The following is a 14,372-nucleotide window of genomic DNA, read 5'->3' on the forward strand; positions in this document are numbered from 1 at the left end:
CGCATCTGTCCCCCGCATCCTACGACCGACATCACCGCAGGCCACTGTGGGAGGATCGCGTTACCCACATGTCCCACGTCGCACCCATGAGGAGCGTGCCCATGTCGTCGAATCCGGTCGCCGAGACCGTCGCCTCCCTGATGCCCAGGGCGAAGGCGGAGCTCGCCGAGCTGGTGGCCTTCAAATCGGTGGCGGACTTCGACCAGTTCCCGAAGAGCGAGAGCGAGGGCGCTGCGCGCTGGGTCGCCGACGCGCTGGCCGCCGAGGGCTTCGAGGACGTGGCGCTGCTGGACACCCCGGACGGCACGCAGTCGGTGTACGGCTACCTGCCCGGGCCCGCGGGCGCGAAGACGGTCCTGCTGTACGCGCACTACGACGTGCAGCCGCCGCTGGACGAGGCCGGCTGGGACACCCCGCCGTTCGAGCTGACCGAGCGGGCGGGCCGCTGGTACGGGCGGGGCGCCGCCGACTGCAAGGGCGGCGTGATCATGCACCTGCTGGCGCTGCGCGCGCTGAAGGCGAACGGCGGCATACCGGTGCACGTGAAGGTCATCGCCGAGGGCTCGGAGGAGATGGGCACCGGCGGTCTGGAGCGGTACGCCGAGGCCCACCCGGAGCTGCTCCAGGCCGACACCATCGTCATCGGCGACGCGGGCAACTTCCGCGTGGGCCTGCCCACGGTGACGAACACGCTGCGCGGGATGACCCTGCTGCGGGTGCAGGTCGACACGCTGCGGGGCAACCTGCACTCCGGCCAGTTCGGCGGGGCCGCGCCGGACGCGCTGGCCGCGCTGATCCGCGTACTGGACTCGCTGCGGGCGGAGGACGGCTCCACGACGGTCGACGGGCTCGGCCAGGGCACGCCGTGGGACGGGCTGCAGTACGACGAGGAGCAGTTCCGCGAGGACGCCAAGGTGCTGGACGGGGTCGGGCTGATCGGCTCCGGCACGGTCGCCGACCGGATCTGGGCGCGGCCCGCGGTCACCGTGCTCGGCATCGACTGCCCGCCGGTCGTCGGCGCCACGCCGTCGGTGCAGGCGAGCGCCCGTGCGCTGATCAGCCTGCGGGTGCCGCCGGGCGTGGACGCGGCCGCGGCGACGAAGCTGCTGCAGGCGCATGTGGAGGCGCACACGCCGTGGGGTGCGCGGGTGGTGACGGAGCAGGTCGGTCAGGGGCAGGCGTTCCGCGCGGACACCTCCAGCCCGGCGTACCAGGCGATGGCCGACGCGATGGCGGTGGCGTACCCGGGTGAGGAGATGCAGTACGCCGGTCAGGGCGGGTCGATCCCGCTGTGCAACACCCTCGCCGCGCTGTACCCGCAGGCGGAGATCCTGCTGATCGGCCTGAGCGAGCCGGAGGCGCAGATCCACGCCGTGAACGAGAGCGTGTCCCCGCAGGAGCTGGAGCGGCTGTCGGTGGCGGAGGCGCTGTTCCTGCGGAACTACGCGGCGAGCTGACGCCGGGGAGCTGCGGCGGTGCAGGGCGCGGTCCGAGCTGCGTGGTGACCGACCGTTTCGGGCCTGCGGGCCCGTCGTGGCCGGTCGCGCAGTTCCCCGCGCCCCTGGGTGCGTCGACCTGAGGTCCGCTACACGGGCACCCCGGCCTCCAGGTAGTGCGCCGCGCCCCGTTCCCGCGCTCGGAGGGCCCAGCGCAGGCGTTCGTAGCGGACGGGTGGGAGCAGGGCGGCGGCCTCCTCCTCGGTGACGAAGCGCCAGCCGCGCAGTTCGGGGCCGGGCAGCAGGAGTCCGTCGATGGCCGCGCGGTCCAGGCGGCCGCCGTCGAAGAGCAGGCGCAGTCCGCCGTAGCCGGGCGGTGCGGGGCGTTCCCAGTCGACGACGAGCAGTCGCGGTACGTCGTCCAGGCGGATGCCGGTCTCCTCGGCGACCTCGCGCACGCCGGCGCGGGCGGGTGCCTCGCCGGGTTCGACGACGCCGCCGGGGAACTCCCAGCCGGGCTTGTAGGTGGGGTCGACGAGCAGCACCCGGTCGTGCTCGTCGAAGAGCAGCACACCCGAGGCGACGGTCTCCGCGGTGGGCTCGGCGGTCTGCACGATGGCGCAGGCGGGCGCGGCCTCGGAGGCGACGGCCGCGGCGATGCGCACGGCGGTCTCGTACGGGGTGAGGGTGCCGTTGTCGACGGGGTGGGCGTCGGCGCCGAGCCAGCCGGCCAGGGCGGCACGGTAGGGCTCGATGTGGTCGAGGGCCCACTGGCGCGGGCGTATCTCGCCGTAGGGCGGGTCCGGCGGGACCTCGCGCTGGGCGATCCGCTCGCGCAGGATCGTTTCCGCCGGGGTCAGGACGAGGTGGCGTACGGTGATCCGGCGGGCGGCGAGTCCGCCGAAGATCTCGTCGCGGTACTCCTGGCGCAGCAGGGTCATGGGCACCACGAGGGTGCCGCCGAGTTCGGCGAGCAGTGCGGCCACGGTGTCGATCACGAGTCTGCGCCAGATCGGCAGGTCCTGGAAGTCGGTCACCTCGGCCAGGCGTTTGGCCGGGAGCAGCTGGGTGAGTGCCCCGCCGACGAGCTCGGGGTCGAAGAGCGTGCTGTTCGGGATCAGGTCGATCAGCTCCCGTGCGGTGGTCGTCTTTCCCGCACCGAACGCGCCGTTGATCCAGACGACGGTCACGTTGCCCCCTCTTCTGTTCGGCCCCCTGTGGCTTGCCCGCAACACCCTGCCATGGAAACCAGGCGCAGTTGAGGGTGTACGCACAGCAGGGTGCCGGGCCCCTGCTGCGGGGTCCGGCACCCTGTGGGCGGAACGTGCGGGCGGTCAGCCGTCGGCGCCGGCCTCTCCGCCGAGGGCGGACTCGTCGACCCCCGACAGGCTCTCGCTGGCGATCGTGTGGTCGAGGGTGCTGAGGGTGTCCTGCACGTCGAGGTCCCCGAGGGGGGAGTCGCCGAGGGCGTGGGAGGGGCTGACCGCCGCGACGACGAACCCGGTGGCGAGGGAGGCGATGGCGAGCATGCTGCGCTTCTTCATGTCCGTTCCAACGGCGTCGGGGCCGGGATGGTCACGCCCGGGGCCTCGGGCGGCGGCCCTAAGCGGTCCTAAGCAGCTCTGAGCGGTTCTAAGCGGTTCTATGCGGTTCTATGCGGCTCCTCAACGGCTCTCGACGATTCTCAGCGACTCTCGACGATTCTCAGCGGCTCACCGGTGTCTCCCGGTCCACGTACGACAGCTTCTCGGGATTGCGCACGTGGTAGAGGCCGCTCACGCGGCCGTGGTCGATGCGCAGGGCCAGCACGCCGTGGAGTTCGCCGTCGAGCCGGACGAGCAGTCCCGGGCTGCCGTTGACCTGCACCGGCTCCAGCGACCTCGCGGCGTCGCGCCGGTACCAGCCGGTGGCCAGCAGCCGGGCCACCCGGTCGGCCCCGAGGATCGGCCGCAGCATGGCGCGTCTGACCCCGCCGCCGTCGCTGAGGGCGACGACGTCCGGGGCGAGGATGTCGAGCAGCCGCTGGAGGTCGCCGGTCTCCACCGCCCGCTGGAAGGCCTGGATCACGGCCCGGGTCTCGGCCGGGGAGACGGTGCCCCGGGGGCGGCGGGCGGCGACGTGGGCGCGGGCCCGGCGGGCGATCTGGCGTACGGCGGCGGGGTTCTTGTCGACGGCTTCGGCGATGTCGTCGTAGTCGAGGTCGAACACCTCGCGCAGCACGAACACCGCCCGCTCGGTCGGGGTGAGGGTCTCCAGGACCAGCAGCATCGCCATGGAGACGCTCTCGGCGAGCTCGACGTCCTCGGCGACGTCGGGCGCGGTGAGCAGCGGCTCGGGCAGCCAGGGGCCGACGTAGGACTCCTTGCGGCGGCCGAGTGCGCGCAGCCGGTCCAGGGCGAGCCGGGTGACGATGCGCACCAGGTAGGCGCGCTCCTCGCGCACGCCGCCCGGGTCGACGCCGGCCCAGCGCAGCCAGGTCTCCTGAAGGACGTCCTCGGCATCGGTGGCCGAGCCGAGCATCTCGTAGGCGACGGTGAAGAGCAGGTTGCGGTGGGTGACGAACGCCTCGGTGGCGCGGTCCACCCGTTCTGCCGTCGTTTCTTCGCCGCGTTCGCCCATGCCCCGCTCCTGACTGTTGTTCCTCAGCACTGCCATGCGCACAAGACGCCGTGGGCCGCCGCTTTGTGACATCGCGGCGAGTGGCCCACGTCACACGACGGCGGTGTCACAGGGGCGGCACGGGCGACGTCTCGTGGTTGTCGCTGCACGAAAGGCACGGACAGGAGCATGGACATGACCACAGACATGAGCACAGGCGCCTCTTCCCCGCCCTCCCCCGACCCCCGGCGCTGGTGGGCGCTGGTGGTCATCGCTCTCGCCCAGCTGATCGTGGTGCTGGACATGACGATCGTGAACATCGCCCTGCCGTCCGCGCAGCAGGACCTCGGCATGACCGACGGCAACCGGCAGTGGGCGGTCACCGCCTACACGCTCGCCTTCGGCGGTCTGCTGCTGCTCGGCGGCCGCCTCGGTGACCTGTTCGGACGCAGGCGCAGCTTCGTCGTCGGTCTGATCGGCTTCGCCGTGGCCTCCGCGCTGGGCGGCGCCGCCACCGGCCCCGGCATGCTGTTCGCGGCCCGGGCTCTGCAGGGCGTCTTCGCCGCGCTGCTGGCCCCGGCGGCGCTGTCGCTGATGACCACGACGTTCACCGACCCCCGCGAACGCGGCAAGGCCTTCGGGGTGTTCGGCGCGATCGCGGGCGCCGGCGGGGCCATCGGCATGCTGGTGGGCGGCGCTCTGACCCAGTACCTCGACTGGCGCTGGTGCCTGTACGTCAACGCGCCGGTGGCCGCCGTCGCGGTGGTCGGCGCGCTGGTGCTGCTCAAGGACCCGGGCCGCACGGCAGGCGCCCGGCTGGACATCGTGGGCGCCCTGCTGGGCACCGCCGGGGTGCTGTCCATCGTCTACGGCTTCAGTGAGGCCGAGTCCCGTGACTGGGACGACAGCCTGGTGCTGACGCTGCTGATCGGCGGCATGGCGCTCCTCGGCCTCTTCGCGCTGTGGCAGACCCGCGCCCGGACGCCGCTGCTGCCGCTGCACATCGTGAGGGACCGTCAGCGGGCGGGCGCCTACGTGACGATGGCCCTGGTCACCATCTCCATGTTCGGTGTCTTCCTGTTCCTGACCTTCTATCTGCAGGGCATCAAGGGCTGGTCGCCGCTGCGGACCGGTGTGGCGTACCTGCCGATGACCGCGTCCATGATCATCGGGTCGACGCAGATCTCGGCGCGGCTGCTGCAGAAGGTGCCGGCCCGGACGCTGATCGTGCCCGGTCTGACGCTGGCCGCCGGCGGGCTGGCCGTCCTGGCCACCATCGACGTCGACGCGCCCTACGCGGGCCGTGTCCTGCCGGGCATCTGCATGATGGGCCTCGGCCTGGGTGTCACCTTCATGGCGGCGATCTCCACGGCCACGGGGCGGGTCGCCCCGCAGGAGCAGGGGGCGGCCTCGGCGACGCTCAACACCATGCAGCAGGTGGGCGGTTCGGTCGGCACCGCGCTGCTCAACACGATCGCGGCCGGCGTCACCACCGACTGGCTGGCCGACCACCGGATCGACCCCACGCGGCAGACACCGCAGGTGAGGGCGGCGCTCGCGGAGGCCACGGTGCACGGCTACTCCGTGGCCACCTGGATCTCCGCGGGCATCATGCTGCTGGCCGCGCTGGTCGCGGGCGTCCTCATCAACGCAGGGGCACCGGGCCGCCAGGCCGGAGCACCTGGACCCGGCCGGGAGACCAAGGCCTTCGAGACCCCGGTCCACGCGGGCTGACCCCAGGCGTGGGGCCCGTGCGCCGAGACCCCGTCAGCGCACGGGCCTCACTGGCGCCTTCCTGTCGTACGACGACACAGTCCGGCGTGGTCTTGCGAAAGACCCCAGCAGCACCGCGCAGGCCGCCACGCCCAGCACCCCGCCGGCGAGGAAGGCGCCCCGTACGTCGGCGAGCGACAGCACGAGTCCGCCGACCGCGGCGCCCGCGGCGATACCGGCGTTGTAGAGGCCGGAGTTGGCCGCCAGGGCGAGGTCGGTGCGGCCCGGAGCGCAGTGCAGCATCTCGTTCTGGGTGGCCATGAACACCGGGCCGAGCGCCCCGCCCGTCAGCACCAGGAAGACCACCGCCGCGACGGGGTGGGAGCCGGCCGCGTACAGCCCGAGCAGGCCCACGGTCTGGGTGGCCACGGCCGTCGTCAGCGCGGAGCGCGGGAAGCGGTCCAGCAGCGCCCCGGTGAGGCTCACCCCGGCCAGGCAGGCGGCGCCGAAGACGACGAGCAGGACGTTGACCGCGCCCGGGGAGAAGCCGCTCACCCGGCCGAGGAACGTCACGATGTACGTGTATCCGGCGAAGGCCCCCGCGGCGGACAGGGTCCCGGCGGCCAGCACGGTCCTGAAGCGGCGCGTGTCGGGGCGGGTGCCGTAGGCGGCGGGCTCCTTCTCCGGCGGGGAGACGGGCAGCAGTGCGGCGATCGTGACGAGCGAGACGAGGCCCAGGACGGCGAGCAGCGCGACGGGCACCCGCCAGTCGCTCTGCCTGCCGAGCCACGTTCCGGCCGGCACACCGAGCGCGAGCGCGAGCGAACCGGCCATGGACAGCGCCCCGACGACCCGCCCGCGCACCTCGACCGCGAACAGCCCGACCGCCACCGGCCCCATCACCGCCCAGAACAGGGCCTGCGCGAGCGCGGTCAGCAGCCGCGCGGCGAGGAGGAGCCCGTAGGAGGTGGCCAGGGCGGCGACCAGGCCGGCCACGACCAGCGCGGCCAGCAGCCCCACGAGCACCTGCCGCCGGGGCACCTGCCGCACTGCGTGCGCCAGCGGCACGGACGCGACGGCCACCGTCACGGCGTACCCGGTGACGAGCAGTCCGACCGCCGCCTCCGACACCCGCAGGCTGTCGGAGATGCGCTCCAGGAGACCGACCGGCAGACTCTCGGCCGTGTTCAGCGTGAACGCGCCCAGCATCAGCGCCCCGAGCAAAGCCACCCTGGCCGACGGAGACGGTCGCAGCACGCCCTTGCCGTCACGTCCTGGTCTCGTCCGCTGCGCCTGCTCGGTGGCCCGGTCCATGGGCCCACCTCAGCGGGCGGATCGACCGAGCCGCAACCGCATAAGGGCCGGGGTGTCAGACGCCCGCTGCCGTACGGCCCGTCAGAGCGGCGGCCGCGGCTCCCACCAGGCCCGCGTCCGTGCCCATGCGGGCCGGGACGACCGTGAGGCGCCGGACGAAGGAGAGGGTCGCGTAGTCGGCGAGGGCCTTGCGCAGGGGCGTGAAGAGGATCTCGCCCGCCTTGCCCACGCCGCCGCCGACGACCGCGATGTCGATCTCGACAAGGGTCGCGGTCGCGGCGATGCCGGCGGCGAGGGCCTGGGCGGCGCGTTCGAAGGAGGCGACGGCGACGGGGTCACCGGCACGGGCGGCGGCGGCCACCGCGGCGGCGGAGGAGTCGTTGTCGGGGCCGGGCCGCCAGCCCGACTCCAGGGCGCGGCGTGCGATGTTGGGGCCGCTGGCGATGCGCTCCACGCAACCGCGCGCGCCGCAGGGGCACGGATCGCCGTCGAGGTCGACGCTGATGTGGCCGATGTGCCCGGCGTTGCCGGTGGGGCCGGGGTGCAGGCGTCCGCCGAGGACCAGGCCGCCTCCGACGCCGGTGGAGACGACCATGCACAGCGCGTTGTCGTGACCGCGGGCCGCGCCCTGCCAGTGTTCGGCGGCCGTGATCGCCACGCCGTCGCCGATCAGCTGGACCGGCAGTCCCCCGGTCGCCTCCCGGACGCCCGCGGCCAGCGGATAGTCGCGCCAGCCCGGCACGTTCACCGGGCTCACCGTGCCGGTGGAGGCGTCCACCGGGCCGGCGCTGCCGATACCGACGGCGTTCGCGCGGCTCCACAGGGGCGAGGCGCGCAGTTCCCGCAGCACCTCGCGGACCGCGCCCATGACCGTGTCACCGTCCTCCTGGGCGGGCGTCGGGCGCTGAGCGCGCACCAGAAGGCGGCCGTCGCCGTCCACCAGGGCGCCGGCGATCTTGGTGCCGCCGATGTCGAGCGCGGCCACGAGGGCGGTGTGCGTCAAGGTCAGTTCTCCCCGTCAACCTGGGACAGTGCAGGAAAGGTGCAGTCCCGTCCGGAAGTGGGGCGCGCGGGGCCGCAGAGTGCGGTGGACAGTCTCCCCTGCGTATGACAACGTTGTCCAGGCTCTATGCTCGACGCCACATCCTCATACAATCCTCGGATCGACGCACGCCCTAGATCGAACGTGATCACCGTGGATCACAGGACAGGACACCGCACCGTGGCCGATGCCATCCGCCGAGCAGACGGTCTCACCGCCGCCCGCTACGGAAACCGCCCGACGATGAAGGACGTGGCCGCGCGGGCCGGCGTCGGCCTGAAGACGGTCTCCCGGGTCGTCAACGGCGAGCCGGGCGTCACGCCCGACACCGAACGGCGTGTGCAGGACGCCATCGAGGCGCTCGGCTTCCGCCGCAACGACAGCGCGCGCGTGCTGCGCAAGGGCCGCACCGCCAGCATCGGCCTGGTCCTGGAGGATCTCGCCGACCCCTTCTACGGCCCGCTCAGCCGCGCCGTCGAGGAGGTCGCCCGCGCCCATGGCGCGCTGCTGATCAACGGCTCCAGCGCCGAGGACCCGGACCGCGAGCAGGAACTGGCGCTGGCCCTGTGCGCGCGGCGGGTGGACGGGCTCGTGGTGATCCCGGCCGGGGACGACCACCGCTATCTGGAGCCGGAGATCCGGGCGGGTGTGGCCACGGTGTTCGTGGACCGGCCCGCCGGGCGCATCGACGCGGACGTGGTGCTGTCGGACAACTACGGCGGCGCGCGCGACGGCGTGGCCCACCTCATCGCGCACGGGCACCGCCGGATCGGGTTCATCGGTGACATGCCCCGTATCCACACCGCGGCCGAGCGGCTGCGCGGCTACCGGGCCGCCATGGAGGACGCGGGGATACCGGTCGCCGCGTCCTGGATGTCCCTGGGCGTCACCGATCCGGTGCGGGTGCGGCGGGCGGCCGAGGAGATGCTGTCCGGGCCCGACCCGGTCACCGCGATCTTCGCCGGCAACAACCGGGTGACCGTCACCGTCGTGCGGGTGCTCGCCGAGCACTCCCGGCGCGTCGCCCTCGTCGGCTTCGACGACATCGAGCTGGCCGACCTGCTCCAGCCCGGACTCACCGTGGTCGCCCAGGACGCGGCGGCGCTCGGCCGTACCGCCGCCGAGCGGCTCTTCCGCCAGCTGGACGGCACCCTGGTCACGCCCGAGCGGATCGAACTGCCCACCCGCCTGGTCACCCGCGGCTCCGGCGAACTGCCGCCCGCGGACTGAGCGGCCCATGGACGAACCGGACGCGCACACGCTGGAGGCCCTGGGGCTGGCCGGCGTGCCACGGGACGACCCGCTGAGCTACCCGGGCGTCTGGCCCGCACGGTCCGGACTCCTCGACGGGGACCGGCTGTTACCCCTGGACCGCCTGGTCCACCCCGAACGCACCCCGGTGCTCGCCGTCGGCTCCAACGCCTCCCCCGCCCAACTTCGCCGCAAGATGGCCCTGTCGGGCATCCGCGCTCCCCTGCCGATGGTCAGGGCGCGCGTCACCGGGATCGCCGTGGGCGTCTCCGCGCATGTCAGCCGCATGGGCTACGTCTCCGCCTCGCCGGTCCATGCGCCCTGCGCGGTACGGGAGTTGTTCGTGACGTGGCTGGACGCCGAGCAGCTCGCGGTGGTGGACGCCAGCGAGGGCGTCCCGCTGCCGGCCGGCAACTTCCGGCGGGCGTGGCTGCCCGACTCCGTCGTGCGCGTGGAGCTGGAGGACGGGCAGGCGCTGCCGGGCGTGTACTCGTACGTCAACCGGCGCGGCGTCCTGCACAACGGCACCGGCGCGCCGCGCTCGCACCCGGGTCAGCGGGCGCTGATCAGCGAACTTCTCCTCGCGCTCCCCCGGTTGCGGGAGCTGTTCGGGATGACGCCCGAGGAGTTCGTCACCCGGGCACGTGCCGACGCGGCGCTGTGCGAGGCCGGCACGCTGCTGTTCGCCGAGGAGAAGCTGGTGACGGCGTCCGGCCTCGAGGCGTACGTGCGCCCTCAGCAGACGGGCAGTCCCGGCACCGGGGCGTCGTTGTCGCCGCCCTGGATGTAGACGTCGCTGACGTACACGTTCGTGTTGCCGCTGTCGTCGTCCGTCCTGGCCCACCACACGTTGGTCCACTCGCCGTACGTCTCGCGGCGGCCCAGGTTCTGCTGGCAGTAGAAATAGTTGGTGCCCTCGCCGAGGATGCCGACCTCGGTGCCGGACGCCGTGTAGGACTTGGCGGTGCGCCAGACCTGGCAGTTGTACTTGCCGCCGTCGATCGGGTGACAGACGGGGGCGGGTTCCTGGGTGGCGGTGCCGCCGCCGTCGCCCGTACCGCTCGTCGGAGTCTTGGAGGGGGACGGACTCGCGGTCCGGCCGGTGGAGGTGCCTGCGCCCGTCTCGTCCTTGTTCTGCTCGTCCTCCTCGTCCCCCTTGTTGTCCTTGTCCACCCGTGTCTGCGAAGCGCTCGGGGACGCCGTTTCGCCCTTCTCGGACGCCTCGGCCTTCGGGCTCGCCTCGGTGGCCCGCGGGCTCGCCGACTGCGCGCCGGACGCCGACGCCGACCCGCTGATGGCCGCCGCCGACGCGCCGGGCGCGGCTCCCGGCTCCGCGTCGCCCGGTCTGTCCAGCAGCGCCACCGTGATCCCGGCCGCGGCGAGTACGACGGTGACGGCCGCAGCGGCCGAGAGGGCGCGGCCGCGCTGCCGACGGGGTGGCGGGGTGGTGGCGGTGGGGTTCGTCGCGGGGGTGCCGGTCGGGGCGGCGGGGATGTGCCCGGCCGCGCCCGGCCAGGGCTGCGCGGGCCCGAACCCCGGAGGCACCGACGGCACGCTCAGTTCCGTCTCGGTGCGAGGGGGAGGTGGCGTGCCGTGCAGGGAGGACGTGGGGACGTCCGTGACAGGGCCCGCCGCCACCGACTCCAGTTGTTCGCGGGCACGGTCGGCGTCCGGGCGGGCGTCGGGGTGCTTGGCCATGAGGGCGGCCAGGACGGGGCCCAGGGGGCCGGCCCTGCGCGGCTCCGGGAGCGGCTCGGAGACGATGGCGGTGAGAGTCGAGAACGTCGACGTACGGCGGAACGGGGAGTCGCCCTCCACGGCCGCGTAGAGGGTGGCACCGAGGGCCCAGATGTCGGAGGCCGGGCCGGGGTCGCCGCCCTGGGCGCGCTCGGGGGCCAGGTAGTCCAGGGAGCCGATGATCTCGCCGCTGCGGGTGAGGTGGGTGGCGGAGCCGTCGCCCGGGTCGTCCATGGCGGCGATGCCGAAGTCGGTGAGGACGACCCGGCCGGAGCGGTCGAGGAGGATGTTGCCGGGCTTGACGTCGCGGTGCAGGACGCCGACGCGGTGGGCGGCGGCCAGGGCGTCCATCACCTTGGCGCCGATTCCGGCCGCCTCGCGCGGGTCGAGGGTGCCGCGCTCGCGCAGGACGTCGTCCAGGGAGGGGCCGTCCACCAGCTCCATGACGATCAGCGGGCGGCCGTCGACCTCCGCGATGTCGTGCACGGCGACCACGCCGGGGTGGCGCACCCGGGCCGCGGCGCGGGCCTCGCGCTGCATGCGCAGCCGCAGGTCGGCGAGTTCGGGCCCGCCGGAGTCGGTGTAGGTGCGCAGTTCCTTGAGGGCGACCTCACGGCCGAGGACCTCGTCGACGGCCCGCCAGACCACGCCCATGCCGCCGCGCCCGAGCCGCGCCGTGACCCGGTAGCGCCCGGCCAGCAGTCTGCCGACCCCGTCCGTATGGCCGTACTGGCCGTGCTCGCCGTACTCCCCCGAAGACACCGCTGCCCCGTTCCTGTGACACGTCCATGAGTGCCGTACAGACTACGGGGCAGGGGTGACAGCGGCAGTCGCCGGTGGCTGCTGTGACGATTCCGCTACTTCGCCGAAGCCGTCAGGTCACCGCGCCTCGGCGCAGCGAAGCCTTCCAGGTCGGCGCGGGTGAGGCCGGTGAGGCGGGCGACCTCGGCGATGTCGAGGGCGCCGCAGTCCAGGCCGCGCAGGAGGTAGCCGCTGAGGGCCTTGGCGGTGGCGGGCTCGTCCATGACGTCGCCGTCGGTGTGGCTGGCGTAGCGGGCGAGGCGGCCGGCGGCCTGCTCGAAGCCCTCGCGGTAGAAGGCGAAGACGGCGGCGTAGCGGGTGGGGATGTGGCCGGGGTGCATGTCCCAGCCCTGGTAGTAGGCGCGGGCCAGGGCGCGGCGGGTGAGGCCGTAGTGCAGGCGCCAGGCGTCGTGAACCTTGGCGGTGGTACCGACCGGCAGGACGTTGGTGGAGCCGTCGGAGACGCGTACGCCGGTGCCCGCGGCGGCGACCTGCATGATCGCCTTGGCGTGGTCGGCGGCGGGGTGGTCGCTGGCCTGGTAGGCGGCGGACACGCCGAGGCAGGCGCTGTAGTCGAAGGTGCCGTAGTGCAGGCCGGTGGCGCGGCCCTCGGCGGCCTGGATCATCCGGGCGACGGCGGCGGTGCCGTCGGCGGCGAGGATGGACTGGCTGGTCTCGATCTGGATCTCGAAGCCGATCCGGCCGGGCTCCAGGGCGTGCGCCTTCTCGAAGGACTCCAGGAGCCGGACCATGGCGGTGACCTGCTTGGGGTAGGTCACCTTGGGCAGGGTGAGGACGAGCCCGTCGGGCAGGCCGCCCGCCTGCATCAGGCCGGTGAGGAAGATGTCGAGGGTGCGGATGCCGCGGTCGCGGACCGGGGCCTCCATGCACTTCATGCGGATGCCCATGTACGGGGCCGCGGTGCCGTTCGCGTAGGCCTCGGCGATCAGGCGGGCGGCGCGGGCCGCGTCCCGGTCCTCGTCCTGGCCCTTGTAGCCGTCCTCGAAGTCGACGCGCAGGTCTTCGATCGGCTCGCGCTCCAGCTTGGCGCGGACGCGGGAGTACACCGGCTCGGCCAGTTCGTCCGCGAGGCCCAGCACCGCGGCGAAGGACGCGGCGTCGGGGGCGTGTTCGTCGAGGGCGGCGAGGGCCTGGTCGCCCCAGGTGCGCAGGGTGTCGGCGGCGAAGACGTCGCCGGGGACGTAGACGGTGTGGACGGGCTGGCGGGTGCCGGGGTCTCCGGGGTACACGCGCTCCAGTTCGGCGTCGACCTCGGCGAGGGAGGCGCTGATCTCCTCGCTGACGGTGCCCGCGAGGCTCGTCGCCACCTTCTCCTGCTGGCCCTGACCCATCCCACACCCTCCAGTTTTCCGCTGTACGGAATCAACAATCCGTTGAATGAAAGTTATCCGGGGACCTCCGACTGGTCAACACCCTCAGTACAGCACCCCGGCACGCAGAAGCCCCCGTGACCGGCGTGGGTCACGGGGGCCTCGGACAGCCGGGCGGCGATCAGCCCTTGCGGGCCTTGACCTCGTCGGTCAGCTGCGGGACGACGTCGAACAGGTCGCCGACGACGCCGTAGTCGACCAGCTCGAAGATCGGGGCCTCGGGGTCCTTGTTGATGGCCACGATGGTCTTCGAGGTCTGCATGCCCGCACGGTGCTGGATCGCGCCGGAGATGCCGGAGGCGATGTACAGCTGCGGGGAGACCGAGTTGCCGGTCTGGCCGACCTGGTTGGTGTGCGGGTACCAGCCGGCGTCCACCGCGGCACGCGAGGCGCCGACGGCCGCGCCGAGCGAGTCGGCGAGGGCCTCGATGATCGCGAAGTTCTCCGCGCCGTTGACGCCACGGCCGCCGGAGACGACGATCGCGGCCTCGGTCAGCTCCGGACGGCCCGTCGACTCACGCGGGGTGCGCGCGGTGACCTTGGTGCCGGTGGCCTTGTCGGAGAAGGTCACGGCGAGGGCCTCGACCGCACCCGCGGCCGGGGCGGCCTGAACGGCGGCCGAGTTCGGCTTGACCGTGATGACCGGGGTGCCCTTGGAGACACGGGACTTGGTGGTGAAGGACGCGGCGAACACCGACTGGGTGGCCACCGGGCCCTCGGCGCCGGCCTCGAGGTCGACGGCGTCCGTGATGATGCCGGAGCCGATGCGCAGCGCCAGACGGGCGGCGATCTCCTTGCCCTCGGCGGAGGACGGGACCAGCACGGCGGCCGGGGAAACGGCCTCGACGGCGGCCTGGAGGGCGTCGACCTTCGGCACGACCAGGTAGTCGGCGTACTCGGACGCGTCGTGGGTGAGGACCTTCACCGCGCCGTGCTCGGCGAGGGCGGCGGCGGTGTCGGCGGCGCCGTTGCCCAGCGCGACCGCGACGGGCTCGCCGATGCGGCGGGCCAGGGTCAGCAGCTCGAGGGTCGGCTTGCGGACGGCACCGTCCACGTGGTCGACGTAGACGAGGACTTCAGCCATGGGAT

At 73.3% G+C, this 14,372-nt stretch carries 12 protein-coding genes; 4 read left to right on the forward strand and 8 right to left on the reverse strand.

Going from position 1 to position 14,372, the window contains the following annotated elements:
- The first annotated feature begins 101 nt into the window (after positions 1–101).
- Positions 102–1,457: a dipeptidase gene (locus ACIQ6Y_RS17805; RefSeq protein ID WP_404039271.1), complete on the forward strand. Its 1,356-nt coding sequence runs from the start codon at positions 102–104 to the stop codon at positions 1,455–1,457.
- A gap of 128 nt (positions 1,458–1,585) precedes the next feature.
- Here the strand turns inward: ACIQ6Y_RS17805 and ACIQ6Y_RS17810 are convergent, their stop codons facing one another.
- From ACIQ6Y_RS17810 to ACIQ6Y_RS17820, 3 genes are all read right to left on the reverse strand, one after another.
- Positions 1,586–2,626, reverse strand: a complete 1,041-nt coding sequence (locus ACIQ6Y_RS17810) for an NUDIX domain-containing protein (RefSeq protein ID WP_404039274.1) — start codon at positions 2,624–2,626, stop codon at positions 1,586–1,588.
- A 144-nt stretch (positions 2,627–2,770) separates the two neighbouring features.
- A complete protein-coding gene (locus ACIQ6Y_RS17815) occupies positions 2,771–2,980 on the reverse strand; it encodes a hypothetical protein (protein WP_404039277.1) in 210 nt (69 codons plus the stop codon).
- A gap of 160 nt (positions 2,981–3,140) precedes the next feature.
- Positions 3,141–4,055 carry an RNA polymerase sigma-70 factor gene (locus ACIQ6Y_RS17820; protein ID WP_404039280.1) on the reverse strand — a complete coding sequence of 305 codons (915 nt, stop codon included), beginning with the start codon at positions 4,053–4,055 and terminating at the stop codon, positions 3,141–3,143.
- Positions 4,056–4,229: 174 nt separating this feature from the next.
- On the opposite strand from ACIQ6Y_RS17820, the gene ACIQ6Y_RS17825 reads away from it, so the two are divergent.
- The gene (locus ACIQ6Y_RS17825; RefSeq protein WP_404039283.1) at positions 4,230–5,768 is read left to right on the forward strand and encodes an MFS transporter; all 1,539 of its coding nucleotides are present in this window, start codon (positions 4,230–4,232) and stop codon (positions 5,766–5,768) included.
- A 33-nt stretch (positions 5,769–5,801) separates the two neighbouring features.
- Here ACIQ6Y_RS17825 and ACIQ6Y_RS17830 read toward each other — a convergent pair whose 3' ends face one another.
- Together ACIQ6Y_RS17830 and ACIQ6Y_RS17835 are read right to left on the reverse strand one after the other, a co-directional pair.
- Positions 5,802–6,956: an MFS transporter gene (locus tag ACIQ6Y_RS17830; protein ID WP_404040105.1), complete on the reverse strand. Its 1,155-nt coding sequence runs from the start codon at positions 6,954–6,956 to the stop codon at positions 5,802–5,804.
- A gap of 160 nt (positions 6,957–7,116) precedes the next feature.
- On the reverse strand, positions 7,117–8,064 hold the full coding sequence (locus tag ACIQ6Y_RS17835; protein ID WP_404039285.1) for an ROK family protein: 948 nt from the start codon (positions 8,062–8,064) through the stop codon (positions 7,117–7,119).
- Between the two features lie 192 nt (positions 8,065–8,256).
- Here ACIQ6Y_RS17835 and ACIQ6Y_RS17840 point away from each other — a divergent pair, with 192 nt between their 5' ends.
- Positions 8,257–9,333: a LacI family DNA-binding transcriptional regulator gene (locus ACIQ6Y_RS17840; protein WP_404039288.1), complete on the forward strand. Its 1,077-nt coding sequence runs from the start codon at positions 8,257–8,259 to the stop codon at positions 9,331–9,333.
- 7 nt (positions 9,334–9,340) lie between these two features.
- Positions 9,341–10,144: a hypothetical protein gene (locus ACIQ6Y_RS17845; RefSeq protein ID WP_404039291.1), complete on the forward strand. Its 804-nt coding sequence runs from the start codon at positions 9,341–9,343 to the stop codon at positions 10,142–10,144.
- Here ACIQ6Y_RS17845 and ACIQ6Y_RS17850 read toward each other — a convergent pair.
- The 3 genes from ACIQ6Y_RS17850 to ACIQ6Y_RS17860 form a co-directional block, all read right to left on the reverse strand.
- Positions 10,090–11,853 (reverse strand): serine/threonine-protein kinase, encoded by a 1,764-nt coding sequence (locus tag ACIQ6Y_RS17850; protein WP_404039294.1) that lies wholly within the window; start codon positions 11,851–11,853, stop codon positions 10,090–10,092. The genes ACIQ6Y_RS17845 and ACIQ6Y_RS17850 overlap by 55 nt on opposite strands.
- 95 nt (positions 11,854–11,948) lie before the next feature.
- A complete protein-coding gene (locus ACIQ6Y_RS17855; RefSeq protein ID WP_404039297.1) occupies positions 11,949–13,244 on the reverse strand; it encodes a DUF6986 family protein in 1,296 nt (431 codons plus the stop codon).
- 160 nt (positions 13,245–13,404) lie between these two features.
- Entirely contained in the window at positions 13,405–14,367 is a 963-nt protein-coding gene (locus ACIQ6Y_RS17860; RefSeq protein ID WP_404039300.1) for an electron transfer flavoprotein subunit alpha/FixB family protein, read from the reverse strand.
- Positions 14,368–14,372: the final 5 nt, after the last annotated feature.

The sequence above is a fragment of the Streptomyces sp. NPDC096205 genome, from assembly GCF_044763135.1.
In the GTDB taxonomy this organism is placed as follows: Bacteria; Actinomycetota; Actinomycetes; order Streptomycetales; family Streptomycetaceae; genus Streptomyces.

What these genes read in the sequence shown, in the direction of transcription:
- ACIQ6Y_RS17815 (WP_404039277.1), bottom strand. Translation starts at nt 2,980, where the DNA reads ATGAAGAAGCGCAGCATGCTCGCCATCGCCTCCCTCGCCACCGGGTTC.
- ACIQ6Y_RS17825 (WP_404039283.1), top strand. Translation starts at nt 4,230, where the DNA reads ATGACCACAGACATGAGCACAGGCGCCTCTTCCCCGCCCTCCCCCGAC.
- ACIQ6Y_RS17805 (WP_404039271.1), top strand. Translation starts at nt 102, where the DNA reads ATGTCGTCGAATCCGGTCGCCGAGACCGTCGCCTCCCTGATGCCCAGG.
- ACIQ6Y_RS17855 (WP_404039297.1), bottom strand. Translation starts at nt 13,244, where the DNA reads ATGGGTCAGGGCCAGCAGGAGAAGGTGGCGACGAGCCTCGCGGGCACC.
- ACIQ6Y_RS17860 (WP_404039300.1), bottom strand. Translation starts at nt 14,367, where the DNA reads ATGGCTGAAGTCCTCGTCTACGTCGACCACGTGGACGGTGCCGTCCGC.
- ACIQ6Y_RS17830 (WP_404040105.1), bottom strand. Translation starts at nt 6,956, where the DNA reads ATGCTGGGCGCGTTCACGCTGAACACGGCCGAGAGTCTGCCGGTCGGT.
- ACIQ6Y_RS17845 (WP_404039291.1), top strand. Translation starts at nt 9,341, where the DNA reads ATGGACGAACCGGACGCGCACACGCTGGAGGCCCTGGGGCTGGCCGGC.
- ACIQ6Y_RS17820 (WP_404039280.1), bottom strand. Translation starts at nt 4,055, where the DNA reads ATGGGCGAACGCGGCGAAGAAACGACGGCAGAACGGGTGGACCGCGCC.